The sequence below is a fragment of the Streptomyces albiaxialis genome, assembly GCF_039530985.1.
Classification (GTDB): domain Bacteria; phylum Actinomycetota; class Actinomycetes; order Streptomycetales; family Streptomycetaceae; genus Streptomyces; species Streptomyces albiaxialis.
This window is the reverse complement of record NZ_BAAAPE010000001.1, coordinates 1039891-1062691: the sequence shown is the minus strand read 5'-3', so window position 1 is coordinate 1062691 and position 22801 is coordinate 1039891. Positions and strand designations below refer to the sequence as shown.

At 73.1% G+C, this 22801-nt stretch carries 26 protein-coding genes and 1 pseudogene; 15 read left to right on the top strand and 12 right to left on the bottom strand.

The genetic code is table 11. The features are described from left to right. The first annotated feature begins 104 nt into the window (after nucleotides 1-104). Nucleotides 105-860: a class I SAM-dependent methyltransferase gene (locus ABD343_RS04710; RefSeq protein ID WP_344524218.1), complete on the top strand. Its 756-nt coding sequence runs from the start codon at nucleotides 105-107 to the stop codon at nucleotides 858-860. Between the two features lie 58 nt (nucleotides 861-918). Here the strand turns inward: ABD343_RS04710 and ABD343_RS04705 are convergent, their stop codons facing one another. Further along, the gene (locus ABD343_RS04705) at nucleotides 919-1794 is read right to left on the bottom strand and encodes a Cof-type HAD-IIB family hydrolase (RefSeq protein ID WP_344524216.1); all 876 of its coding nucleotides are present in this window, start codon (nucleotides 1792-1794) and stop codon (nucleotides 919-921) included. A 149-nt stretch (nucleotides 1795-1943) separates the two neighbouring features. Between ABD343_RS04705 and htpX the strand changes: the two genes are divergently transcribed. Beyond that, on the top strand, nucleotides 1944-2843 hold the full coding sequence (gene htpX, locus ABD343_RS04700; protein WP_344524214.1) for a zinc metalloprotease HtpX: 900 nt from the start codon (nucleotides 1944-1946) through the stop codon (nucleotides 2841-2843). 13 nt (nucleotides 2844-2856) lie between these two features. After that, nucleotides 2857-3456, top strand: coding sequence for a PspA-associated protein PspAB (gene pspAB / locus ABD343_RS04695; RefSeq protein ID WP_344524212.1), 600 nt, complete (start codon nucleotides 2857-2859; stop codon nucleotides 3454-3456). Here the strand turns inward: pspAB and ABD343_RS04690 are convergent. Together ABD343_RS04690 and ABD343_RS04685 are read right to left on the bottom strand one after the other, a co-directional pair. Then, entirely contained in the window at nucleotides 3446-3871 is a 426-nt protein-coding gene (locus tag ABD343_RS04690; protein WP_344524210.1) for a PPOX class F420-dependent oxidoreductase, read from the bottom strand. The two genes, pspAB and ABD343_RS04690, sit on opposite strands and share 11 nt — an antisense overlap. A 74-nt stretch (nucleotides 3872-3945) precedes the next feature. After that, complete coding sequence (locus ABD343_RS04685; protein ID WP_344524208.1) at nucleotides 3946-4524, bottom strand: isochorismatase family protein; 579 nt, start codon at nucleotides 4522-4524, stop codon at nucleotides 3946-3948. A 100-nt stretch (nucleotides 4525-4624) separates the two neighbouring features. Between ABD343_RS04685 and ABD343_RS04680 the strand changes: the two genes are divergently transcribed. Further along, nucleotides 4625-5272, top strand: coding sequence for a LysE family translocator (locus ABD343_RS04680; protein WP_344524206.1), 648 nt, complete (start codon nucleotides 4625-4627; stop codon nucleotides 5270-5272). On the opposite strand, the gene ABD343_RS04675 is transcribed toward ABD343_RS04680, so the two are convergent. Next, a complete protein-coding gene (locus ABD343_RS04675; protein ID WP_425578100.1) occupies nucleotides 5194-6234 on the bottom strand; it encodes a GlxA family transcriptional regulator in 1041 nt (346 codons plus the stop codon). The genes ABD343_RS04680 and ABD343_RS04675 overlap by 79 nt on opposite strands. A gap of 107 nt (nucleotides 6235-6341) precedes the next feature. On the opposite strand from ABD343_RS04675, the gene ABD343_RS04670 reads away from it, so the two are divergent. Further along, nucleotides 6342-7265, top strand: coding sequence for an NAD(P)-dependent oxidoreductase (locus ABD343_RS04670; protein ID WP_344524202.1), 924 nt, complete (start codon nucleotides 6342-6344; stop codon nucleotides 7263-7265). A 35-nt stretch (nucleotides 7266-7300) separates the two neighbouring features. Then, a complete protein-coding gene (locus ABD343_RS04665; RefSeq protein WP_344524200.1) occupies nucleotides 7301-8179 on the top strand; it encodes an alpha/beta fold hydrolase in 879 nt (292 codons plus the stop codon). 50 nt (nucleotides 8180-8229) lie between these two features. On the opposite strand, the gene ABD343_RS04660 is transcribed toward ABD343_RS04665, so the two are convergent. Further along, nucleotides 8230-8571: a glyoxalase superfamily protein gene (locus ABD343_RS04660; protein WP_344524198.1), complete on the bottom strand. Its 342-nt coding sequence runs from the start codon at nucleotides 8569-8571 to the stop codon at nucleotides 8230-8232. Nucleotides 8572-8668: 97 nt separating this feature from the next. Here ABD343_RS04660 and ABD343_RS04655 point away from each other — a divergent pair, with 97 nt between their 5' ends. Further along, nucleotides 8669-9364, top strand: a complete 696-nt coding sequence (locus ABD343_RS04655; protein ID WP_344524196.1) for an ABC transporter ATP-binding protein — start codon at nucleotides 8669-8671, stop codon at nucleotides 9362-9364. Next, nucleotides 9361-11805, top strand: coding sequence for an FtsX-like permease family protein (locus ABD343_RS04650; protein WP_344524194.1), 2445 nt, complete (start codon nucleotides 9361-9363; stop codon nucleotides 11803-11805). The genes ABD343_RS04655 and ABD343_RS04650 overlap by 4 nt, the downstream gene beginning before the upstream one ends. 109 nt (nucleotides 11806-11914) lie before the next feature. Here the strand turns inward: ABD343_RS04650 and ABD343_RS04645 are convergent, their stop codons facing one another. Beyond that, complete coding sequence (locus tag ABD343_RS04645; protein ID WP_344524192.1) at nucleotides 11915-12313, bottom strand: winged helix-turn-helix transcriptional regulator; 399 nt, start codon at nucleotides 12311-12313, stop codon at nucleotides 11915-11917. A 64-nt stretch (nucleotides 12314-12377) separates the two neighbouring features. Between ABD343_RS04645 and ABD343_RS04640 the strand changes: the two genes are divergently transcribed. Then, nucleotides 12378-12977 carry an NADPH-dependent F420 reductase gene (locus ABD343_RS04640; protein ID WP_344524190.1) on the top strand — a complete coding sequence of 200 codons (600 nt, stop codon included), beginning with the start codon at nucleotides 12378-12380 and terminating at the stop codon, nucleotides 12975-12977. Between the two features lie 21 nt (nucleotides 12978-12998). Here the strand turns inward: ABD343_RS04640 and ABD343_RS04635 are convergent, their stop codons facing one another. After that, the gene (locus ABD343_RS04635) at nucleotides 12999-13454 is read right to left on the bottom strand and encodes a GNAT family N-acetyltransferase (RefSeq protein ID WP_344524188.1); all 456 of its coding nucleotides are present in this window, start codon (nucleotides 13452-13454) and stop codon (nucleotides 12999-13001) included. A gap of 169 nt (nucleotides 13455-13623) precedes the next feature. Between ABD343_RS04635 and ABD343_RS04630 the strand changes: the two genes are divergently transcribed. Further along, a complete protein-coding gene (locus ABD343_RS04630) occupies nucleotides 13624-14484 on the top strand; it encodes a nuclease (RefSeq protein ID WP_344524186.1) in 861 nt (286 codons plus the stop codon). Here the strand turns inward: ABD343_RS04630 and ABD343_RS04625 are convergent. Together ABD343_RS04625 and ABD343_RS04620 are read right to left on the bottom strand one after the other, a co-directional pair. Next, a complete protein-coding gene (locus ABD343_RS04625) occupies nucleotides 14438-15499 on the bottom strand; it encodes an aminoglycoside phosphotransferase family protein (protein ID WP_425578091.1) in 1062 nt (353 codons plus the stop codon). The two genes, ABD343_RS04630 and ABD343_RS04625, sit on opposite strands and share 47 nt — an antisense overlap. Continuing rightward, nucleotides 15496-16158, bottom strand: coding sequence for a class I SAM-dependent methyltransferase (locus ABD343_RS04620; RefSeq protein ID WP_344524185.1), 663 nt, complete (start codon nucleotides 16156-16158; stop codon nucleotides 15496-15498). The genes ABD343_RS04625 and ABD343_RS04620 overlap by 4 nt, the downstream gene beginning before the upstream one ends. A gap of 99 nt (nucleotides 16159-16257) precedes the next feature. Between ABD343_RS04620 and ABD343_RS04615 the strand changes: the two genes are divergently transcribed. Beyond that, a complete protein-coding gene (locus ABD343_RS04615) occupies nucleotides 16258-17331 on the top strand; it encodes a metallophosphoesterase family protein (RefSeq protein WP_344524183.1) in 1074 nt (357 codons plus the stop codon). Here ABD343_RS04615 and ABD343_RS04610 read toward each other — a convergent pair. After that, complete coding sequence (locus ABD343_RS04610; protein WP_344524181.1) at nucleotides 17309-18490, bottom strand: alkene reductase; 1182 nt, start codon at nucleotides 18488-18490, stop codon at nucleotides 17309-17311. The genes ABD343_RS04615 and ABD343_RS04610 overlap by 23 nt on opposite strands. An 84-nt stretch (nucleotides 18491-18574) precedes the next feature. On the opposite strand from ABD343_RS04610, the gene ABD343_RS04605 reads away from it, so the two are divergent. Continuing rightward, nucleotides 18575-18931 carry a MerR family transcriptional regulator gene (locus ABD343_RS04605; protein ID WP_344524180.1) on the top strand — a complete coding sequence of 119 codons (357 nt, stop codon included), beginning with the start codon at nucleotides 18575-18577 and terminating at the stop codon, nucleotides 18929-18931. Nucleotides 18932-18968: 37 nt separating this feature from the next. Here the strand turns inward: ABD343_RS04605 and ABD343_RS04600 are convergent, their stop codons facing one another. Continuing rightward, nucleotides 18969-19403: a hypothetical protein gene (locus ABD343_RS04600; protein WP_344524179.1), complete on the bottom strand. Its 435-nt coding sequence runs from the start codon at nucleotides 19401-19403 to the stop codon at nucleotides 18969-18971. A 172-nt stretch (nucleotides 19404-19575) separates the two neighbouring features. Here ABD343_RS04600 and ABD343_RS04595 point away from each other — a divergent pair, with 172 nt between their 5' ends. The 3 genes from ABD343_RS04595 to ABD343_RS04585 all read left to right on the top strand — a co-directional run bounded on the left by ABD343_RS04595 (nucleotide 19576) and on the right by ABD343_RS04585 (nucleotide 22280). Further along, nucleotides 19576-20940 (top strand): sensor histidine kinase, encoded by a 1365-nt coding sequence (locus tag ABD343_RS04595; RefSeq protein WP_344524177.1) that lies wholly within the window; start codon nucleotides 19576-19578, stop codon nucleotides 20938-20940. Beyond that, entirely contained in the window at nucleotides 20937-21596 is a 660-nt protein-coding gene (locus ABD343_RS04590; RefSeq protein WP_344524175.1) for a response regulator, read from the top strand. The genes ABD343_RS04595 and ABD343_RS04590 overlap by 4 nt, the downstream gene beginning before the upstream one ends. 99 nt (nucleotides 21597-21695) lie before the next feature. Then, nucleotides 21696-22280: a dihydrofolate reductase family protein gene (locus tag ABD343_RS04585; RefSeq protein ID WP_344524173.1), complete on the top strand. Its 585-nt coding sequence runs from the start codon at nucleotides 21696-21698 to the stop codon at nucleotides 22278-22280. A gap of 94 nt (nucleotides 22281-22374) precedes the next feature. Here ABD343_RS04585 and tnpA read toward each other — a convergent pair. Further along, nucleotides 22375-22790 (bottom strand): annotated as a pseudogene (gene tnpA / locus ABD343_RS04580) (IS200/IS605 family transposase). Between the last annotated feature and the right edge of the window lie 11 nt (nucleotides 22791-22801).

The following is a 22801-nucleotide window of genomic DNA, read 5'->3' as shown; positions in this document are numbered from 1 at the left end:
GTGCGTCGTGGCCGGTCGCGCAGTCCGCAATGCACAGGGCGGGGCACCCCGTACCCGGAAAGTATTGGCGTGCGGTGCGACGAGGGCGCTGGGACGATCACGGGATGCGTACGTTCGAAGAGCTGGTCGGCGAAGCCGATGCCGTGTCCGTCGACGGATGGGACTTCTCCTGGCTGGAGGGGCGGGCCACGGAAGAGCGGCCCTCCTGGGGGTATCAGCGGAGGATGAGCGAGCGCCTCGCTCAGGCGTCGGCCGCGCTCGACATCCAGACGGGTGGCGGCGAGGTCCTGAACGGCGCGGCGCAGCTCCCCCGCACCATGGCGGCCACCGAGTCCTGGCCCCCGAACATCGCGCGGGCGACCCGGCTGCTGGGGCCGCGCGGCGTGGTGGTCGTGGCGGATCCCGACGAGCCGCCGCTGCCGTTCGCCGACGGCGCCTTCGACCTGGTCACCAGCCGTCAGCCGGCGACCGTGTGGTGGGAGGAGATCGCCCGCGTGCTGGCGCCCGGAGGGACGTATTTCGCGCAGCACGTCGGGCCCGCGAGCGTCTTCGAGCTGGTCGAGTTCTTCCTCGGGCCCCAGCCGGAGGCGCGTAAGGGCCGGGATCCCGAGGCGGAGAGCGCGGGTGCCCGCGCGGCGGGGCTCGATGTCGTGGACGTACGGAGCGAGCGGCTCCGGATGGAGTTCCACGACATCGGCGCCGTCGTCTATTTCCTGCGCAAGGTGATCTGGATGGTGCCCGGCTTCACGACGGAGGCGTACGCCGTACGCCTCCGCGAGCTGCACGAGCTGATCCTGGCCGAGGGCCTCTTCGTCGCCCACTCGGCGCGGACGCTCTTCGAGTGCCGCAAGCCGGAGTGAAACGCGCGGAGTGAACCGCCCGGGCCGTCGGCTCCGGAGCCGCCCGGCTCCGGAGCCGTCAGCGGCTGAGCAGCTCCTCGATGATCCGCGCCACGCCGTCCTCCTCGTTCGTCCACGTCCGGTGGGTCGTCGCGGCGAGGACGGCGGGGTGGGCGTTGGCCATGGCGTAGGAGGTGCCGGACCAGCCGAGCATCTCCAGGTCGTTCGGCATGTCGCCGAAGGCGACGACCTCCTCGGGCGCGATGCCCCGCTCCTCGCAGGCGTGCGCGAGGGTGCTGGCCTTGCTGACGCCCCGGCCGCTGACCTCCAGCAGCGCGCTCGGGCTGGAGCGGGTGAACTCCGCGTGCGCCCCCGCCGCGCCGCGGCCGAGCGCGAGGAACGCGTCGGGGTCCTGGTCGGGGTGGTACGCGAGGAGCTTGAGCACCGGCTGGTCGTAGAAGCTCTCGTTGTGGTCGGTCAGCAGCTTCTCCGCGGGGGCGAAGGTCGCGCCCGGGTCGTGGTGGAAGGGCGGGTAGTCCGGCTCGTAGTGGATGCCCTCCGTCCGCTCGACGGCGAAGCTGACGCCGGGGGCCGCGGCACGCAGGGCGTGGACGGTCGCGAGGGCGTCGTCGCGCTCCAGGGGCCGCACCCGCACGATGCGGTGGCCGTCGCGCAGATCGGCGATGACCGCGCCGTTCGCGCAGATGGCCAGGCCGTGGCCGTGGACGTGGTCGCTGACGACGCCCATCCAGCGGGCCGGGCGGCCCGTGACGAAGAACACCTCGACCCCGGCGGCCTCGGCGGCGGCGAGCGCGGCGACGGTGCGTGCAGAAACGGTTTTGTCGTCACGCAGCAGGGTGCCGTCGAGGTCGGTCGCGATCAGCCGGGGACGGGTGCGGGGGCCGGGGCGGGGACGGGGGCGGCGGGGAGCAGGCGGAAAAGTCACGGGCACCATCTTGGCGCATATGCCTGAACATGCGTGCGGGAGTCCGCACAGATGAGTACCTCGGGGGCAAACGGAACCAGAGGGTCCCCCCGGCATTACGCTGCTAATACAGCAAAACGGGCACAATCGAAGGGGAACGTTCGAGAGGAGTCGCACCTATGACTCGCTACGCCCCCGATCGCGGGCTGACCACGCGCATGGTCACCACGATGTTCTTCATCGGGCTGCTCTACGTCGTCTTCGTCGGCGTCCTGATCGTCCTGCTGGGGCGCGCGTGGCCCATGGTGCTGCTGATCGCGGGCGGGCTCTTCATCGCGCAGTTCTGGTTCAGCGACCGCATCGCCGCCTTCAGCATGGGCGCGCGCGAGGTCACCCCCGAGCAGGCGCCGGAGCTGCACGGCGCCGTCGACCGGCTGTGCGCCCTCGCGGACATGCCCAAGCCCCGCGTCGCCATCGCCGACACCGACGTGCCGAACGCCTTCGCCACCGGGCGCAACCAGAAGAACTCCATGGTCTGCGCGACCACCGGCCTGCTGCGCCGCCTCGGCCCCGACGAGCTGGAGGGCGTCCTCTCGCACGAGCTGTCGCACGTCGCGCACCGCGACGTGGCGGTGATGACGATCGCCTCGTTCCTCGGCGTGCTGGCCGGGATGATGACCCGCGTCGCGCTCTGGGGCGGCTTCGGCCGGGCGCGGGGGAGCGACAACAACGGCGGCGCGGCCGTCCTCGCCCTGCTGATCCCCCTGGTCAGCGCCCTCGTCTACGTGATCAGCTTCCTGCTCACCCGGCTGCTGTCCCGCTACCGCGAGCTGTCCGCCGACCGCGCGGGCGCGCTGCTGACCGGCCGCCCCTCCTCGCTCGCCTCGGCGCTCACCAAGATCAGCGGCGAGATGTCCCGCATCCCCACCCGGGACCTGCGCCAGGCCGAGCCGTACAACGCCTTCTACTTCGTGCCCGCCTTCTCCGGGCAGAGCCTCGCGAACCTCTTCTCCTCGCACCCGCCGCTCCAGAAGCGGCTCGACCAGCTCGGCCGCATCTCCGCGCAGCTCGGGCAGTAAGGAGCGGACCTCCGTGGGCTTCTGGGACGCGCTCCTCGGGCGCAGCAAGCCGAAGCGGCCCGACCTCGACCAGCTCTTCGCCCTGCCCTCCGCCGCGATCACGCTCCAGGCCGGTGCCGGGTTCACGCCCACCGGCACCGGGGCCGTCTGCTTCGCGAGCGTCGAGGGCGGGGCCTTCGCGCGGCTCCAGCAGGACGTCCGGGCGCTGCTCGACGCCGACACCGAACGCGGCGGCATCCCCGTCGGGTTCAGCCAGGACTCCTACGGCTACACCTGGCTCCTCGTGCGCCACGCGCCGGACGAGGACGGGGCCATGCCGGCCCTGGTCAACGATCTGCACGCCGTCAACACGCTGCTGGAGGAGGCCGGTTTCGGCCCCCAGCTCCTCTGCTCGCTGGTGACCTTCGCGGACGCGGAACAGCGCCCCCTCGCCCTGATCTACCTCTACAAGCGCGGCACGTTCTACCCCTTCGCCCCGCTCCCGGGCCAGGGCGAGAAGCGGGACAACGGGCTGGAGCTGCAGGTCCGCGGGCTGCTCTCCGGGGATCTGACCGTCGAGCAGGACCTCTCGCGCTGGTTCCCCGTCTGGGGCGCGCCGGGGCTCACGGGCTGACGTTCCTGGCCTGCCCGTCCGGGTGCTCGGGGTCCAGGTGCCAGCTCATGACGCGGGTCGGGTGGATGCGGATGATGTCCTTGCCGAACCATTCCGGGGCGACCGGCGGCACCTCCACGGCCAGCGTCTCCGCGCGGCCCCGGATCTCGACCCCGCGGCCCATCCCGGGCTTGATCGCGTCGGGGTCGTCGGGCGCCGTCAGGTCGTCGACCACGAACGCGACGCGGGGGTTCGCGAGGACGTTGCGGTAGCGCTGGGTCCGGGTGACAGCGGGGCCGCCGATGTCGATCGTGCCGTCGGCGTTGAGCCGGAAGCCCAGCGGGCGGACCTGGGGCGCTCCGTCGGAGCCGACGGTGGAGAGCCGGCCCAGCGGCTGCCCCTCCAGATACGTCCGCTCGATCTCGGAGAAGATCATGGCTCGTCCTTCCCTCGTACTTCCCTCGCACGGCCGGGTACGGAACGACCGTAGAAGTTGAAGGGAAGTTGAAGTCAAGCCCGCGCGAACGCGACCTCCGCCGCACGGGCCACGATCTCGACCTCGTCGCCCAGCGACCACTCCGCGACGCGGGAGGCCTGCGCTGCCGGGACGCCCTCGCTGTCCCCGGGCGCGGGCGGGATGTCGTACGTGGCGTGCGCGTCGTGCGGGAGGACCACGCGGAAGCCCAGGTACAGCGCGGTCTCGGCCGTCGCCCGTACGCACATCTCGGACTGGACGCCGCACACGGCCAGGGTCTTCACGCCGCGAGCGCGCAGCAGATCCTCCAGGTCCGTCTCCTCGAAGCCGTCGTCGACGGTCTTGCGCACGACCGCCTCGCCGGGCTCCGCCGCCAGATGCAGCTCCCAGCCGGGCGTGCCTGGCTCGTCGGGGGCGCCGGGCTCGCCGTCGTTCTGGAGGTGCGCGACGAACGCGCCCGCCGCGCGCGCCCGTTCGAGCAGGTCGCGGGCGCGGGCCACGACCCGCCCGGCGTCCGGCACGGCCCCGCCCTCAGCGGTCCCGTCCCCGTTCCCGGACACGAACGCCCGTTGCATGTCCACGATGACCAGCGCCTCGGCAGCCGTTCCCGTCATGGCGCTCCTCCCTCGTCCACCGTCCCTGAACCGTCACTGAACAGTACGGTGAAGCGATCGTCGCTGGTGCGGGGCGGTTCCCGCGCGCATCCTGGAACTCATGATCACAACAGGTGCGTTGGCGGGTGTCGCGGCGGTCGCGCTGGGGATGGCGCTGTCCCCGGGGCCGAACATGATCTACCTCGTGTCGCGCAGCATCGCCCAGGGCCGCGCGGCCGGGCTCGTCTCGCTCTCCGGCGTGGCCCTCGGCTTCCTGCTCTACCTCACCGCCGCCAACCTCGGCCTGTCCGCCGTCTTCACGCTGGTCCCCGAGGTCTATCTGACGGTGAAGCTCGCGGGCGCCGCGTACCTGGGCTGGCTGGCCTGGAAGGCGCTGAAGCCGGGCGGGATCTCGGTGTTCGCCGCGCAGGAACTCCCCCGCGACTCCACGCGCCGCCTCTTCACGATGGGCCTGATGACCTGCCTGCTCAACCCGAAGATCGCCATCATGTACCTCTCCCTGATCCCCCAGTTCGTGGACCTGGACCGGGGCCATGTGGTGGTCCAGGGCTTCGTGCTGGGCGGCGTGCAGGTGCTGATAGGCACCCTCGTGAACGGCCTGTTCGTCGTCGCCGCCGGGGCCATCGCCGTCTTCCTCTCCCGCCGCCCCGGCTGGCTGCGCGCCCAGCGCTACGTGATGGGCACCGTCCTCGGCCTGCTCGCGTTCCGGCTCGCGACCGACTCCTCGCGCCCCGCCGCACCGGCCTGAGCCGGGGGTCCGCCGGGGAACGCGCGGCGGTACGCGGCGGGGGAGACGCCGAGGTGGTTGAGGAAGTGGTGGCGCAGGTTGTTCGCCGTGCCCAGGCCGCTGCGCGCGGCGACCCGCTCCACCGGCAGGTCCGTCGACTCCAGCAGCTCGCGCGCCCGTTGGAGCCGCTGGGCCAGCAGCCACTGGACCGGCGTCGTGCCGGTGGCCGCCTGGAGACGGCGGTAGAACGTACGGGGGCTGACGGCGGCGCGGTGGGCCAGGTCGCGGACGGTCAGCGGCTCCTCCAGCCGGGCCCGCGCCCACTCCAGGACGGGCGCGAGCCCCGCGTCGTCCGCCGCGGGCACCGACTGGTCGATGAACTGGGCCTGCCCGCCCGGCCGGTGCGCGGGCACCACCATCCGCCGCGCGAGCTGGTTGGCGATGTGCGCGCCCAGGTCGCGGCGGACCAGGTGCAGGCACAGGTCGAGCCCGGCGGTCAGGCCCGCGCTGGTGAGGACGTCGCCCTCGTCCACGTACAGCACCGAGTCGTCCACCTCCACCGCCGGGTAACGGGTGGCGAGCTGCCCGGTGTGCATCCAGTGCGCCGTCGCCCGGCGGCCGTCCAGCAGGCCCGCCTCGGCGAGCGCGAACGCGCCCGTGCACAGCGACACCATTCGCGCGCCCGCAGCGTGCGCCCGCCGCAACGCCTCCACCAGCGCGGACGGCAGCGGAGCGCCCTCCTCCACGCAGGCGTCCGGCACGGACGGCACGACGACCGTGTCCGCGCGCGCCAGGTCGTCCAGGGTGTGCGGGGTCCGCAGCGAGAAACCGGAAGCGGTGGTGCCGCCCTCCCCGCTGCCGCACAGCCACAGCTCGTACCAGGGGTCGGCGAGATCGGGCTGCGGCTTGCCGAACACCGTGCAGGGAATGCTCAGTTCGTACAGGTCCCAGGACGGGACGCCGATCTCCTCGGTCGCCACCACGGCGACGGTGCCCGCGCTCATACGGCCGCAGCGTATGGCACGAATTTGGCGGTCGCCGTCACCGGTGTCACTGTCGGCGGCACGGGCGCGCTGCGAGCGTGAGCCCCATGAACGCCACCGACTCCACCAACTCCCCTTCCTCTTCGTCTTCTTCGTCTTCCCCTTCCCTTTCCCTGCCGCCCGTCACCGTCCTCGGCCTGGGCCGGATGGGGTCCGCGCTCGCCGCCACGCTGCTGGCGGCGGGCCACCCGACGACCGTGTGGAACCGCACCCCCGGCAAGGCCGACGCGCTCGCCGCGCGCGGCGCCCGCGCCGCCGCCGACCCCGGCGCGGCCGTCGCCGCGAGCCCGCTCGTCGTCGCCTGCGTGCTCGACCACGACGCGTTGCGTTCGGCCCTCGCGCCGCACACGGCCGCGCTCGACGGGGTGACGCTGGTCAACCTCACGTCCGGCTCGCCCGAGCAGGCCGAGGAGACGGCCGAGTGGGCCGCCGCGCACGGCGCCCGTTACCTCGACGGGGCGATCATGACGACCCCGGAGGGCGTCGGCGACGCCGCGATGATGTTCCTCTACAGCGGCGACGCCGCCGCCTTCGACGAGCACCGTGCCACGCTCGCCGCCCTCGGCGACCCCGTCCACCTCGGCTCCGCGCCCGGTCTCGCCTCGCTCTACGACGCCGCGCTGCTCGGCCTGATGTGGTCCGTCTTCGCCGGATGGCTGCACGGCACGGCCCTCGTCGGCGCCGAGAAGGTGGACGCGGCGGCGTACACGCCGGTCGCCCTGCGCTGGCTGTCGGGCGCGGTCTCCACGTTCGTCACGCGCTACGCCGCCCAGGTCGACGCGGGCGCGTACCCCGGCGACGACGCCACCGTCGATGTGCAGATCGCGACCGTCGACCACCTGCTGCACGCCGCCGGGCGGCGCGGGGTGGACACCGCGCTGCCCGCGCTGCTCAAGGACGTCATGGTCCGCGCGCGCGACGCCGGTCACGGGGACGACAGTTTCGCCAGCGTGATCGAGGTCCTCCGGTGACGTGATCACGGCCCGGGCGCGGCATGATCAGGGGCATGAGCACACGTGGATGGATCACCCCCGCCGCGCGCACCGGCGAGCAGCCGCTGGCCGGTGGGCGGGTGCTGGGGTGGGCCGAGTGGGGTCCGCGGGACGGCACGCCCGTGCTGTTCTCGCCCGGGGCCGCGACCTCGCGGGACCTCGGCTTCGGGCCGGACGCCGTGGCCGCGCTGGGGGTCCGGCTGATCGCCCTCGACCGGCCGGGGCTCGGCGCCTCGACGCCCGCGCCGGGGCGTACGTTCGCGGACTTCGCCGAGGACGTACGGGAGTTCGCGGCGCGGCGCGGGCTGGGCCGGCCCGCGATGGTGGGGAACTCGCAGGGGGCGCCCTTCGCCCTCGCGTGCGCCGCCGCACAGGGGGTCGTCGGGGCGCTCGCGGTCGTCTCCGGCGCCGACGAGATCGCGCACCCGGCCTTCGCCGCGGGGCTGCCGGAGGGGCTCGCGCGGCTGGTGCGGCTGTCGGCGGAGGACCCGGACGCGGCCGAGAAGGAGTTCGCCGGGTTCACCCCGCAGGCCATGTGGGACATGGTCACCGCCCACAGTCCCGCCCGCGATCTCGCCGTCTACCAGGAGCCGGGCTTCGCCGTCGCGTACCGGGCAGCCATGGAACGGGCCTTCGCGCGCGGGCCCGAGGGATACGCGCGGGACACCGTCCTCGCGATGGGGCGCTGGGAGATCGACCTGGCGGACATCGACGTCCCCGTCGACCTCTGGTACGGCGACGAGGACACCAGCCACTCGCCCGACCAGGGCGTCACGCTGACCGGGCGCGTGCCCGGCGCCGTCCACCACCTGGTGCCCGGCGCCGGGGGCGCGCTGCTGTGGACGCACGCCGGTGACGTACTGCGCGTGCTGCTGGAGCGGCACGCCGCCTGACGCGCACGGGGCGCACGCCGCCTGACGCGCACGGGGCGGGGGGGGCGCCCTCACTCCTTCTCGGGGCCCGCGAGCCGCAGCCGGTTGCCGTCCGGATCGGTGACCTCGGTCTCGCGGGCCCACTCCTCGTCCCGTATCTCCGTGCCGAACTCGGCGGCCACGGCGTCCACGTCCGTCACGCGCAGATACAGCAGGGTGTCCGGGCGGGCGTCGCCCTCGTGCTCCGAGAGGAAGATCCGGACGCCGCCGCGGGCGATCTCCACGAAGGCGGGGAAGCCCGGCTCGAAGCGGTGCTCCCAGCGCTTCTCGAACCCCAGCCGCCCGTACCAGCCGACCGCCCGGGCGGCGTCCGCGACGCGGAGGATGGGGATGACCTCTTCGACTTCGACCATGCCCCCAGCGTCCCACCCACCACTGACAAGGCCTGTTACGAGAACTGCACACCCCGGGTATACATCATGTGTATACACCTCATGTAGAGTGCTCCGCATGTTCACCAGTGACACCTCGCGCGCACTCCTGTCAGCTCAGGGGCTGCGGAAGACATACGGCTCGACGGACGCCCTCGACGGTGCCGACTTCGCCCTCATGGCAGGCGAGGTCGTCGCGGTCATGGGCCCCTCCGGATCGGGCAAGTCCACTCTTCTCCACTGCCTCGCCGGGATCGTCCCGCCCGACGCGGGCACGGTCCTCTACCAGGGCAAGGAGATGTCCTCCCTCTCGGACGCCGACCGCAGCGCCCTGCGCCGCGCGGACTTCGGGTTCGTCTTCCAGTTCGGCCAGCTCGTGCCCGAGCTGACCTGCCTGGAGAACGCGGCGCTGCCGCTGCGCCTCGCGGGCGCCCAGCGCAAGGAGGCCGAGGCGGCCGCCCGTAACCGGCTCCAGCAACTGGAGGTCGACGACATCCGCCACCACCGCCCCGGACAGGTCTCCGGCGGCCAGGGCCAGCGTGTGGCCGTCGCCCGCGCGCTCGCGGGCGACCCCCGCGTCGTCTTCGCCGACGAACCGACCGGCGCTCTCGACTCCGTCAACGGCGACCGCGTGATGCAGCTCCTCACCGACGCCGCCCGGCAGACCGGCGCCGCCGTCGTCCTCGTCACCCATGAGGCCCGCGTCGCCGCCTTCGCCGACCGCGAGATCGTCGTCCGCGACGGCAAGGTCCGCGACATGGCGGGCGCCGCGTGAGCGCGGGCACCGAGTCCCGCACCGGGACGGACACGGGTACGGACGCGGGTACGGACGCGGGGGCGGGTTCGGGCTCCGGTTCCGGGGGCGGTCCACGGACGGGCGCGGCACGCACCGTCCCCTCCGGGCTCCGGCTCTGGGCCAGGGACCTCGCGATGGGCGCCCGCTTCGCCCTCTCCGGCGGCAGGCAGGGCTGGACCCGCACGGTCCTCACCGGCTTCGGCGTCGCGCTCGGCGTCGCCGTGCTGCTGCTCGCCGCGTCGATCCCGGGCGTCATCGAACAGCGCGAGGCCCGTCAGCACGACCGCGGCTACGGCTGGGTCATGCCCAGCGAGGTGAAGCGCGGCGACAACACGGTGCTGGTCGTCGACGCCTCGACCGAATACCACGGCGAGCGCCTCTACGGCCGCGCCCTCCAGCCCGAGGGCGAGCACCCGGCCAAGCCCGCCGGCGTCGAACGGCTCCCCGCCCCCGGCGAGATGCTCGTCTCGCCCGAGCTGCGCGAGCTGCTCGACTCCCCCGAGGGCAAGGGGCTGCGCGACCGGCTCGACGACCGCATCGTCGGCACCATCGGCGACGACGGGCTCTCCGGGCCCAAGGAACTCGCCTTCTACGTGGGCGGCGAGGGGCTCACCCTCGACGGCGGCGCGGAGCGCTTCGACACCTTCCAGGTCAAGGGCCAGTCCGAACCCCTCGGGCCCATCCTGATGCTGCTGATCGTCGTGGCCTGCGCCGTGCTGATCATGCCCGTCGCCGTCTTCATCGCCACGGCCACCCGCTTCGGCGGCGAACAGCGCGACAGGCGCCTCGCCGCGCTGCGCCTCGTCGGCGCCGACGGCGCCATGGCCCGGCGGATGGCCGCCGGGGAATCCCTCGTCGCCGCCGTCCTCGGACTGGTCGTGGGCACCGGGCTCTTCGTGCTGGGCCGCGAGAGCGCGGGCGGCATCAGCGCGTTCGGCCTCAGCATCTTCCCGGAGGACATCGCGCCGAGCCCCCTCATCGGCGCGCTGATCGCCCTGGGCGTGCCCGCCGCCGGCGTCGCCGTGTCCCTCCTGGCGATGCGCAACCTCGTCATCGAACCGCTGGGCGTCATGCGCCAGACCCAGCCGCGCAAGCGCCGCCTGTGGTGGCGCGTGGCCCCTCCCGCCCTCGGACTGCTGCTGCTTCTCCCGATGGGCGGCTCCCTCACCGGCGCGGGCTCCACGCTGAACGAGGTCCAGGTCATCAGCGGCGTCGTCCTGCTGCTCAGCGGCGTCGTGCTGCTGCTGCCCTGGGTCGTCGAGCGCATCGTCGGCAGGCTCAAGGGCGGCCCGCTCGCCTGGCAGTTCGCCGTCCGCCGCCTCCAGCTCACCAGCGGCACCGCGACCCGCGCCGTCAACGGCATCACGATCGCCGTCGCCGGGGCCATCGCCCTGCAGATGCTCTTCTCCAGCGTCGAGTCCGGCGAGACCAAGGCGACCGGCGAGGACCCCGACAAGGCGCAGGTCCTGGTCATGGGCCAGTCCATGAAGAGCGTCCCCGAGGGCGAGGCCTTCGCGAAGAGGCTCAAGCAGACCCCCGGCGTCCGCTCCTCCAGCGGATACGTCGAGTCGTACGAGTCCGTGAAGGGCGGGGACAAGGACGACAGCACCACCGTCGTCGTCGGCACCTGCCCCACCCTCCGCGAGGTCGCCCACATCCGCGACTGCCGCGAGGGCGACACCTTCCTCGTGCCGTCCGAAGCGGACGACGAGTACGACGTCACCCCGAAGCGCGGCGGCTCCCTGCTGCTCGGCGACGAGCGCGCGCACCACAAGGCGAAGGAGTGGAAGGTCCCGGCCGACGCGGGGAAGGCCACGCCCAGGAAGCTCGCCGACGGCAACACGGTCAGCGGCGTCCTCGCCACCCCCTCCTCGATCCCGCTCTCCCAGCTCAACGCCCGTAACTTCACGGCCTGGATGGACCTCGACGCGAAGGACCCCGAGGCGCTGGAGAACGTCCGCACCACCGCGTTCCACCAGAACCCCGGCTACGGGGTCATCGAGATGGACGAGGAGCGGACGTCCGGGGTGTTCGACGGGATCCGGCGCGGCATCCTCGCGGCGGCGGCCGCCGTGCTGGTCCTCATCGGCGCCAGCATGATCCTCGCGATCCTCGAACAGCTCCGGGAGCGCAAGCGGCAGCTCGCCGTCCTCGTCGCCTTCGGCACCCCGCGCAGCCTCCTGGCCGTCTCCGTCCTGTGGCAGACCGCCATCCCCGTGGTCCTCGGCCTCGGCCTCGCGGTGATCACCGGCGGCGGACTCGGCTGGGCGCTGCTGCGGATGACGGGCGAGAAGGTCACCGACCTGACCGCGCTCCTCCCCATCGCGGGAACGGGCCTCGCCGTCATCGCCGTCGTGACCCTGGCCAGCCTCCCCGCGCTCTACCGCATGATGCGCCCGGACGGCCTCCGCTCGGAGTGACGCGCGGGGCGTGACAAGGGGGGTGTGAACAGGGGGGCGTGACAAGGGGGAGAGGGCACCGGCCCTCTCCCCCTCCGTCACGCGGTCATGCGGTCATGCGGTCACGCGGTCACGCGGGGAGGTCGGCGCCCTGGGCGTCGAAGCGGTCCTGGGAGGCCAGGACGGCGGGACCGTGGCGCTTGGCCCACGCGCCCATCGCGCGCATGGGGACGAGGAGGGCCGTGCCCGCCTCCGTGAGGGCGTAGTCGACGCGGGGCGGGGCCTCGGCGTAGGCACGGCGCTCGATCAGGCCGTTGCGTTCGAGGCGGCGGAGGGCCTCGTTGAGGACCTTGGGGCTGATGCCGCCGATGCGGGTGCGCAGGACGTGCGGGCGCAGGGGCGTACCGGCGGCGCCGAGGGTGAAGACGACGACGCTGTCCCAGCGGTTGGCCAGCACGTCGAAGGCGAGGCGGGCCTCGCAGTCGGAGGTGAACTCGACCTGGGGGTACGGCGTGGGCGTCGGGCGCATACGACCAGTGTGCCCGGACCGACGGACACCGGATGGTGTGCGTCGGAACTCCTACGGTCGGGCCATGCGAATCGGAATTCTGGGAAACGGGGCCATGGCGACGGCGCTGGGCGGCGCGTGGCGGCGGGCGGGGCACGAGGTGCTGGTCGCGGGGCGCGACCGGCACCGGGAGGCGGCGGCGTACGGGGACGTGGTCCTCGCCGCGCTCCCCGCGGACGTCGCGCCCGAGGTGGTGAAGGGGCTCGGCGAGGCGCTCGCGGGGCGCACGGTGCTCGACTGCACCAACCCGATCGTGCCGGTGGAGGGCGAGGGGCTGATGCTCTCGACGGGCGGCGTGACGTCCGTCGCGCGGCGCATGGCGGAGGCGGCGCCGCACGCGCACGTCGTCAAGGCGTTCAACCTGTGCCACGAGAGCGTGTGGACACGGGAGGAGCTGGTGTACGAGGGCGCGCCGCTGGCCGTCCCGTACTGCGCGGACGACGCGGACGCGGGCGCGCGTACGGCCGAGCTGATCACGTCGATGGGCTGCGCGCCGCTCGCCTGCGGCGGGCTCGCGCGCGCCGCCTACCTGGAGGCGACCGGTGCGTTCGCGATCGGGGTGTGGTGGTCGGGCGGGGAGACCCGCCACGTCTTCCCGACGCCCGCAGAGGCCGTCACCGCATGAGGCCGTCGGCCGACGGGGCCGTCACCCGGTGAGGCGGAAGCGCAGGTCCGGGCGTGGCCAGGCGACGGCGGGGGGCTTGGCCGGGACCGTGCCGACGCGCTCGGCGCCCATGCGCAGGTAGAACCGCTCGGCGGGCGGGTGCGAGACGACGCGGACGTTCTTCAGCCCGGCGGCGCGCGCCCGCTCGCACATGTGGGAGAGCAGGGCGCGGCCGACGCCCCGGCCCTGCGCCTCGTCGGCCACGAACGCGAGGTCCAGCTCGGGGGGTTCGAGGAGCAGCGCGTAGAAGCCGAGGAGGGCGCCGGTGGTGGTGTCGGTGGCCTTGAAGACCTCGTGGTGCTCGATGTACGACGCGCCGACCTCGTAGCCCTCGACCATGGGCGCGTAGACGCCCTCGTAGGCGCGGGACGTACGGACCATGGCCGTCAGGGCGGGGGCGTCCTGGGCGGTGGCGCGCGTGAGCATGACCTGGTGCATACGAGGAGTGTAATGCCCAATGGTGTCAGGTGACTCTTACCCCTGGTTCGGCGGGACGTACGAGGAGGGCCGTCGTCCCGGTTCCCAGGGGCCGTCGGCGGTGCTGCAATCGGTGGACCGGTACGGGACCGGTACGCACGGCACTGGGATGGCATACCAGGGGGTGGCCATGAGCATGCTCGTGATCAAGGGGGACTACCGCGTCCACGGGGCCGGTCCGGACGGGGACTCGGTGCGCTTCTACCCGGACAATCCGGAGCTGTGGAAGCGGGTGCCGGGGCGCGTCCGGCACAACAGGCTCGGCGGCGCCCAGCTCCGGCTCGACGCGGTCGACGCGCTGGAGACGCACTACCGGCCGCGCAACGGGCGGGAGCTGCACCAGCCGCGCGAGCTGGGCGACCGGGCGAGCGCCTCGCTGCTGGCCTGGCTCGGCTTCACCTCCGTGGAGCGGGACGAGCACGGCGTCGTCACCCGCGCGGAGCCGGAACGCGCCGCGGGCTACGTGTTCACGCGCGGCGCCGACATCTACGGCCGGTGCGTGGCGCTCGCCGGGCGCGGCGAGGCGCCGGGGCGCAGCGGCAGCGGCGTACGGGTGGACGCGGAGCTGCTGCGGCAGACCGCCAACCACCACCAGATAGCGGAGGGCATGGCCTATCCGACGTACTACCGCAAGCTGTTCTGGGACCTGCGCGAGGCGCTGACCGAGGAGGCCGACGCCGCGCGCGAGGCGGGCAAGGGGCTGTGGCCCTCGGACGAGACGCAGACCGGCGCCAAGATCCAGGGCATCGACTCGCTCACCGAGGACGTCGTCATCCTGCCCAAGCTCTTCCGGCGGCTGGCCGACTACTTCGCGCTGAACGACGGCGACGTCGAGCTGACCGGCTTCCCCGACTACCTGGAGCAGCGGGAGGACCGGCTCTTCGTCATCTCCAACGGCCAGTCCACCGGCTTCGGTTCCGTCGTGGACGTCACGGACAGCACGGTCAGGATGAACCGCCCGCCGACGGACCTGGTGTTCGAGGAGAAGTGAGGCCCGCCGCTTCCGGGGCGAGGAGCGCGCGCAGGGTGCGGAGCGCGTCGGCGGCGAAGGGCGGGTTCGTCTCGCGGTAGTACGGGTACTGGAGGGCGGCCATGGACAGGGCCCAGCCCCGGCCCCGCTCCCAGAGCGCGCGCTCGTCCCGGCCCGCGGGCTCGTTCCAGCGTGCGCGCTCGTCCCGGCGCGCGGGCCCGTCGCCGAGCGCCTCGCGGAAGGTCTCGCGCGCCTCCGGAGGCAGCACGTACCAGGCGGCGACCAGGTCGCACGCCGGGTCGCCCACGCCCAGCGTCCCGAAGTCGATCACCGCGGCGAGCCCGCCGTCCTCGCCCACCAGCAGGTTGCCCGGCATCAGATCCGAGTGGACCCACACGGGCGGGCCCGGCCAGAGGGGCGCGGCCAGGGCGCGTTCCCACGCCTCCGTCAGCGCGGGCACCGCGTCCGCGCCGAGGTCCACGAGCCCTCGCTCGCGCAGCGCGCCGAGCTGCGCGAGCGCCTCGCGGGTTGCCGCGTCGAGTCCGGCGAGCGGGCCGCCCCGGTACGCCGGGGGCCCGCCCGTGGCGTCGACGCGGCGGAGCGCGGCGACGAACTCCGCGAGGCCGCGCGCCAGCCGGCCGGGGTCGGTGAGGCGGCCGACGACCGGATTCGCGCCGTCGAGCCAGCGCAGCACGGTCCAGGGCCAGGGATAGCCGTCCTCCGGTGCAGGGAGGCCCTTGCCGAGCACCTGGGGGACCGGAACGGGCAGGCGGGGCGCGAGATACGGGAGCCAGTCGTGCTCCAGCGCCACGTCCTCGACGCCGCCCGGAACGCGCGGCAGCCGTACGGCCATGTCGTCCCCGAGCCGGAACATCGCGTTCACGGTCCCCGTGGACGGCACGCGCGTCACGGGCTGGTCCGCCCAGTGCGGGAACTGGCGGGCGACGAGGTGACGTACGAGGGCGGGCGTGATCTCGCGCTCGTCGCCGTGCATACGGCTGTTGCTGTTCCTGTTGCCGTCGGCGTTGCCGTTCATGCTGTCGCGGCCTTCCGCGCCCAGAAGAGCGCGTGCCCGCCGTCGCCCTCCGGCACGAACTCCTGGCGTACGACGTCGAGTCCGGCCTCCGTCAGCCACGCCCTGCTGGTCGCGGCGTCGGGATGGCTCCACCACATGGGCACGCCACCGCCGAGCCAGTCGGGGTCGGAGCCCGTGAGCGCGTCCTGCCCGGTGGTGCACAGGAGACGGCCGCCGGGACGGAGCCAGGCGGCGATCCGGCGGAGGAGGGCCGGGTGTTCGGCCTCGGGGACGTGGATGAGCGCGTAGAGGCAGACGACGGCGTCGAACGAGCGGGGCGTCGGACCGAACGCGGCGGGATCGGTGAGGTCGGCCTCCACGAACACCGCGCCGGGCACGCGCTCGCGGGCGCGCGCGATCTGCCGGGGGCTGATGTCGACGCCGGTCACGCGGTGCCCGGCGGCCGCCAGTTCGCGGGCCACGGGGACGCCACCGCCGCAGCCGAGGTCCAGCACGTCGCTGCCGGGTGCGAGGTGTCCGCGCAGCTCGTCGAGCCAGGGCCCGTACTTGGCCGCGGAGCCGAACGCCTCGTCGTAACGCTCGGCGAGCGCGTCGTACCCGCGCCGCACGATGTCCCGGGGGTCGGCGGGCTCGGCGGAGCCGGTGGGAATCGGTGGCATGTCAGGACACGGTAGTTCCGAATCCACCGGGGCGACATCGAATAGTCACCGCGTGCGCCGATCTTGGGGCGGGCGGGGGGCGAAGGAGGAGAACGAACGATGGAACGCAGAGCTTTCGTGGGCGCCGCGGGCGCGGCGTCGGCCGGGGTGCTGCTGACGGGGGCCGGGACGGGGGCGGCCGAGGCCGCTTCCGGGTCCGCTTCCGCGGGTGCGGACCGTACGGGACAGTCCGCTACGGGACGATCCGCTCGGGGACGGTCCGGCCACGGGACCGTCCGCTTCAACATCATCAGCGACATCCAGGGCGACCTGAACGACTTCGGCAAGGCCCTCGACGACATGGCCGCCGTCAACCCGCACAGCGCCGGGCTCGGCGTCGCGGGCGACATCACCCCGCGCGGCTACGACTTCGAGTACGCCCAGGTGCGCGAGCGCCTCAAGAAGCACCCGCACCCGAGGACCGTCGCCTGGGCGATCGGCAACCACGAGTTCTACGTGCCGAAGTGGCGCGACCCCGACACCCTCTCCCAGGAGACCTGGCCGAACGGCACGACGGAGGACTCGCTCTTCCGCAGCTTCTACCGGTTCTCCGAACGGGGCCGCGTCTACGACGAGTTCTCGTTCGGCGGCATACCCGTGCTGACGCTCGGCACGGAGCGGTACGCGAAGTACCACGACCCGAAGCTGTGGGACGAGGTGTGGCTCAGCGACCGGCAGTTCGCCTGGCTGGAGGACCGGCTGCGGTACTGGTCGCGGCGGCGCAGGCCGGTGATGGTGCTGACCCACCACCCGCTTCCCAACACGGTCTCCGGCACCCGCAACAAGCTCTACATGAGCGACTATCTGCAACCGGATCGTCTGCTGGAGATCCTGGGCCGGCACCCGGACGTCTTCCTCTTCTGCGGCCACACCCACTGGGACCTGGACCTGTCCGACTGGGTCGTGCGCCGCGTGGTGCCCGGCACGGCGAACCTCGCCGGGTTCACGGTCGTCAACACCGGTGCGATCGAGAAGGGTTACCGCGACAACGGTTCCGGAGGAGAAGAGGGCGTCGAGGGGCCGTTCAACCAGGGCCTCCAGGTCGAGGTGCGCCGCCACGAGGTCGTGATCAAGGCCCGCGACTTCGCCCGGCGCACCTGGCTGAAGGAGTTCACCGTGCCGCTGCACCGCTGAGGACCCGGGCCGCGCCTTCCGGCTTCGCGGCCTCCGCGGTCTTCGCCGCCTCCGCCTCTTCCTCCATCGTCGGGTAGTCGGTGTACCCCTTCGCGCCGTGCGTGTAGAGGTGCTCCATGTCGATCGGGGTGGCGAGCGGGTCCTTCGCGGCGATGCGCGCGGGCAGGTCGGGGTGCGTGAGGAACGCGCGCCCGTACGAGACCAGGTCCGCGACGCCCGCCGCGAGCGTCCGCTCGCCCTGCTCCCGGGTGGTCGGCCCGTGGTTCTCGCCGACGTTGGCGATCAGCGCGCCGCTCCAGCGCGGACGGAGGTCGGCCAGCGCCGGGTAGTCGTCGTTGTCGGTGAGGTGGAGATAGGCCAGGCCCAGCGGGTCGAGCGCGTCGAGCAGCGCGCGGTAGACGGGCGCCGGGTCGGCCTCGGCCATGCCGAACTGCGGGTTCCCGGGGGAGAGCCGCAGCCCGAGCCGGCCGGCGCCGATCGCGTCGGCGACGGCGGTGACCAGCTCCCGCGCGAAGAGGGTCTTGTCGCGTCCGTACGCGTCGGTGCGGAGGTTGGTGTTGTCGGCGAGGAACTGGTGGGTCAGATAGCTGTTGGCCCCGTGGATCTCGACGCCGTCGAAGCCCGCCCGGAGGGCGTTGCGCGCGGCGGCGACGTGATCGTCTATCGCGGTACGGATGTCGTCGACACTCATCTCCCGCGGAACGGGCGGCTCGGCCTTGCCGTCCTTCACATGCAGCGGGCCCGGCGTCGGCACGGCGGAGGGCCCGGCCGGCACGTCGCCGAGCAGCCGCGAACGCGGGTGGCCCTGCCGCCCGCCGTGCATGAGCTGCGCGAAGATCCGCCCGCCGCGCGCGTGCACGGCCTCGGTGACCGCGCGCCACCCGGCGACGTGCTCCTCGGTCTCCAGGCCGGGGATGCGCCAGCCGCTCTGGCCCCGGCGGTGCGGCCAGATGCCCTCGGTGACGAGGAGCCCGGCCGTCGCGCGCTGCGCGTAGAAGTCGGCGACGACCGGGAGCGGCGTCCCGTCCTCCCGGGCCCGGAAGCGGGTCATGGGCGCCAGGACGATCCGGTTGGGGAGGGAGAGGCCGAGGTGACCGGGGGAGTAAGGGGAGAGGAGGCCGGATGCGGGGGCGTCGGACGCGGGGGCTGTGTTCGTCATGCCGGGACCGTATGATCTGACACCGGTGTCAGATTCAACCCCGGGCGCCGCGAGGGCGGACGGCGGACGAGGAGGCCGGATCCCATGCGTATCGGCGAACTCTCGCAGCGTACGGGCGTGAGCGTACGCTCCCTGCGCTACTACGAGCAGAAGCACATGCTCGCCTCCGAACGCACCCCCGGCGGTCACCGGGAGTACCCGGAGGCGGCCGTCGACCGCGTGATCCTCATCCAGCAGTTGCTGGCCGCCGGGCTGAGCGGCGACAAGATCGCGAACATCCTCCCCTGCATGCGCGACCACGACGGCGGCCCCGCGGAGACGGCGACGCCCTGGCTGGTCGAGCAGTTGGAGGCGGAACGCGCCCGGATCGACTGCTCGATCCGGGACCTGCGGCGTACGCGGGCGGTCCTGGACGAGGTGATCACGACGGCGGCGGGCTGAGCGGGCTGCTCCCGGTCGGCGTACAGGGCTGAGCGGGCTACCTCCGGTCGGCGAACAGCTCGGCCAGCCGTCCCCGCCCGGTCAGCACCAGGACGGGCAGCAGGAACAGCCCGCAGACGGCCTGCTCGACCCTCATCCACACCGGAAAGGCGCCGGGCAGCGCGACGATCACGGCGATGGCGACGACCATCGCGACGCAGATGATCCGCATCCGTCGGAACGCCGGGCGCGATCCGCGCGCGGCGCGGGCGACGAACAGACACATCGCGAGCGAGCTGACGGCGACGGCGACGCCCCGTATCCAGACCGCGTCGGTGACGAGGTCGTGGTGGTCGCGCAGCAGGACGGCGACCGCGACGGTGGCCACGCTGAGCGCCGCGTACGCCCCGACGAGCCGTTTCACACCACGGAACGCGGCACGGGTGCGGGGGTCGGTGAGGGCGGGGCCGGTTTTGGGATCAAGGGTGTTCATGGCGCACCAGAGTGCGGCGGCGAGGGGCCCCGACGCGTCTGCCCCTGGGCAGAACTTCACCGCACGGCGCCTCTCTGACCAGGGGTTGAGCGGCCTCCACCCGTGGGCGGAGGGATCGGCCTCCACCCGTGAGCCGATGCCGGGACGGGAGGGGAGCCGTACCGTTTTCTGAGTGACCAGCACCGCCTCGGACCCCGCACCGCTCCCGACCTCGACTCCGTCGTCCCGCCCGTCCTCGCCGTCCTCGCCGTCGGGGCTGCGGGCGTCGCGGGTGCGGCAGGAGGAGGCGGTCGTGCGCTGGCTGCGCCCGCTGGCTCCGCTCGTCCTGGCCGTCGTGGTCTGGTCCGCGCTGCACGCGCGTCCGGGTCCGGGAGCGGCGGGCCGCGGGCTGGCGGTCTCGTGCGCCCTGGGCGCGGTGGCCGTCGGAGGGCTGGGGGCCCTGGTCACGCTCCGGGGACCCGGCCGGGCCCGGCTGCCGGGCCGGGACCATGTCCCGGGCTGGGACCACGTGCTGAGCTGGGCCCGCGTCCCCCGCTGGGCGCACGCTGCGTGCGTCACGGTGCTGATGGCCGGTTCGGCGGCGCTGGTGTGGCTCCAGCCGGACGGCGCGGCGGTGGCCGGGATATTCGTCGGCCTCTCCCTCCTCGCGCCCCGCCTGCGCGGTCACCTCTCCGTGCCGCTGACGGTCGGCGCCCTGGTGCTGCTGGCGACGGTGATGGCGGTCGCCCAGCGCGGCTCCCTCACCTCCGCGCTGCTCAACGCGGTGATGGTCGGCGCCTTTTACGGGGCGATGTTCCTCGCCATGCGCCTCGCCGAGGCCAACCGGCTGGCCGAGCGCCTCCTCGCGGAGCTGGAGCAGAGCCGTGCCGCCGAGGCGGAGGCGGCGGGCCTGGCGGAGCGCCAGCGCCTGGCCCGCGAGATGCACGACGTGCTCGCGCACTCGCTCTCCGGGCTGATGCTCCAGCTCGAAGGCGCCCGGATGCTCGCCGCCGCCGACCCGGCCGACCCCCGGATCCCCGAGGTCATCGACCGCGCGCACCGCCTGGGCCGCTCCGGCCTCGCCGAGGCCCGCCGCGCGATCGGCACGCTCCGCGACGACGAACTGCCCGGTCCCGAGGGGCTGTCCGCGCTGGTGGAGCGGTTCGAGCGGGACCGCGGCACGCCTTGCCGCCTCATATCCGGCGGCGAGCCGCACGAGCTGGGCACCGAGTCCCGCCTCGCCCTGTACCGGGTCGCGCAGGAGGCGCTGACCAACGTCGCCAAGCACGCCCGCCACGCCGACCGCGTAGAGGTCCGCCTGACGTACGCACCGTCCGGCGCCCACCTGACGATCGAGGACTTCGCGGCAGGGAACGGGGGCGCGGGCGAGGGGGAGCCCGGAGAGCCCATGAACGGCGGTGGAGAGGGCGGGGGTGACGGAGACGGCGGAGGTTACGGCCTCACGGGGATGCGCGAGCGTGCCGAACTGCTGGGCGGCAGACTCGTCACCGGACCGACGCCCACCGGCTTCCGCGTAGATCTGGAGGTGCCCGTATGAGCGGATCGCCGATCCGTGTCCTCGTCGCCGACGACCAGCGCGTCGTCCGGGAGGGGCTGACGATGGTGCTCGGGCTGCTGCCGGACGTCGAGGTCGTGGGCGTCGCCGGGGACGGGACGGAGGCCGTCGGCCTCGCCGCCGAACTCGCCCCCGACGTCGTGCTCATGGACCTGCGGATGCCGCGCTGCGACGGGGTCGAGGCCACCCGGCTGCTGCGGGAGCGCGTCCCGGACAGCAAGGTCGTGGTGCTGACGACGTACTCGGACGACCGCTCCGTGCTGGACGCGCTGCGGGCCGGTGCGCGCGGCTATCTCACCAAGGACTCGGGCGGCGAGGAGATCCACCAGGCGCTGCGGCGCGTGCTGGACGAGCAGGCGGTGATCGACCCGGCGGTGCAGCACCACCTGATCGACGCGCTCACGGATCCGACCGGCCCGGGCGGGGGCACGCCGCCCCGCTCCCCTGCCGGACTCACGCCCCGGGAGGCGGAGGTGCTGACCCTCATCGCGGGCGGGCTGTCCAACGGAGAGATAGCCGAGCGCCTCGTCGTCAGCGAGGGGACGGTCAAGAGCCACATCAACCGGCTGCTGGCGAAGATCGACGCCCGCGACCGCGCCCAGGCCGTCGCCTACGCGTACCGGCACGGCATGGTCTGACCGACCGATGAGGTCCGCAGCCGGAGCGGGTCGGATCTTTCGAAACAGTTGGAACGGCCGGAACAGTTGGAACGGTCGGAACGGTCGAAAGGAGACGAGATGAGCGGCGCGAAGGTGTTCGCGTTCCTGTTCACTTCCCTCGACGGATACCACGAGGGGCCCGGCGGATCACTGGGCTGGGGGGTGTACGACGAGGAGTTCTTCGAGTGGAACCTGCGCCAGAGCCGCGAGGTGGGCGCCCTGCTGCTGGGGCGGCGTACGTACGAGCACTTCGCCGAGGTCTGGGACGGCGGCGAGGCCGCCGAGCGCCTCCCCGAGGTGGCGGCCTTCATGAACGCCGTGCCCAAGACCGTGGTCACGAGCGGCGGTCACCCCCTCACCCCCTGGGAGGGCTCCCGCAGCGTCGACGGCTCCGACCTGCCCGCCGAGATCGCCCGGCTCCGCCGCGAGTCAACCGCCGGGGCCCCTGGGAGCGGCGGTGACGTCGCGGTCTTCGGCAGCTCGGACCTCACCGTGTCCCTGCTGGAGCAGGGACTGGTGGACGAGCTGCGGATCCTGGTGCACCCGGTGCTGCTGGGCGGCGGCCGCAGCCTGTTCGCGGGGCTGAAGGAGCGCGTCGAGCTGACGCCCGGCGCGGTGACGACGTTCCGCTCGGGCAACGTCCTGTTGCGCTACCGGGTCTAACCGCAGTGCATCGGGCTTTAGCCCGGTGGTGAAGCGGTTCTGAGAAGTGCTCTGACCCGCGCCGGGGGCACGGACCTGCACTGTTGACTTCAGCTCAGACGGGCCGGTTCTGCTGCTCTATGTACTGCTTCACGATCGACAGGGGAGCCCCGCCGACCGATCCGGCGAAGTACGAGCCGGACCACAGTCGTTGTGCTCGCCAGTAGCGCCGGACCAGTTCTGGGTACTCCTGGCGGAGCCGGCGGGAGCTGATTCCCTTCAGGGAGTTGACGAGCTTGGACAGGGCGACCTTCGGCGGAAAGTTCACCAGCAGGTGGACGTGGCTGTTCTCGCCGTTGAGCTCGATCAGCTCGCACTCGAAGTCTTCGCAGACGTCGCGCATGATCTCTTCCGTGCGCTTGAGGTGTGCGTCGGTGAAGACCTTGTGCCGGTACTTCGTCACGAAAACCAAATGCGCGTGAAGCGCGAGGCGCAGTGCCTGCCTGTACGGATGTTCTGCATGTCAGTCATAAACCAACTGT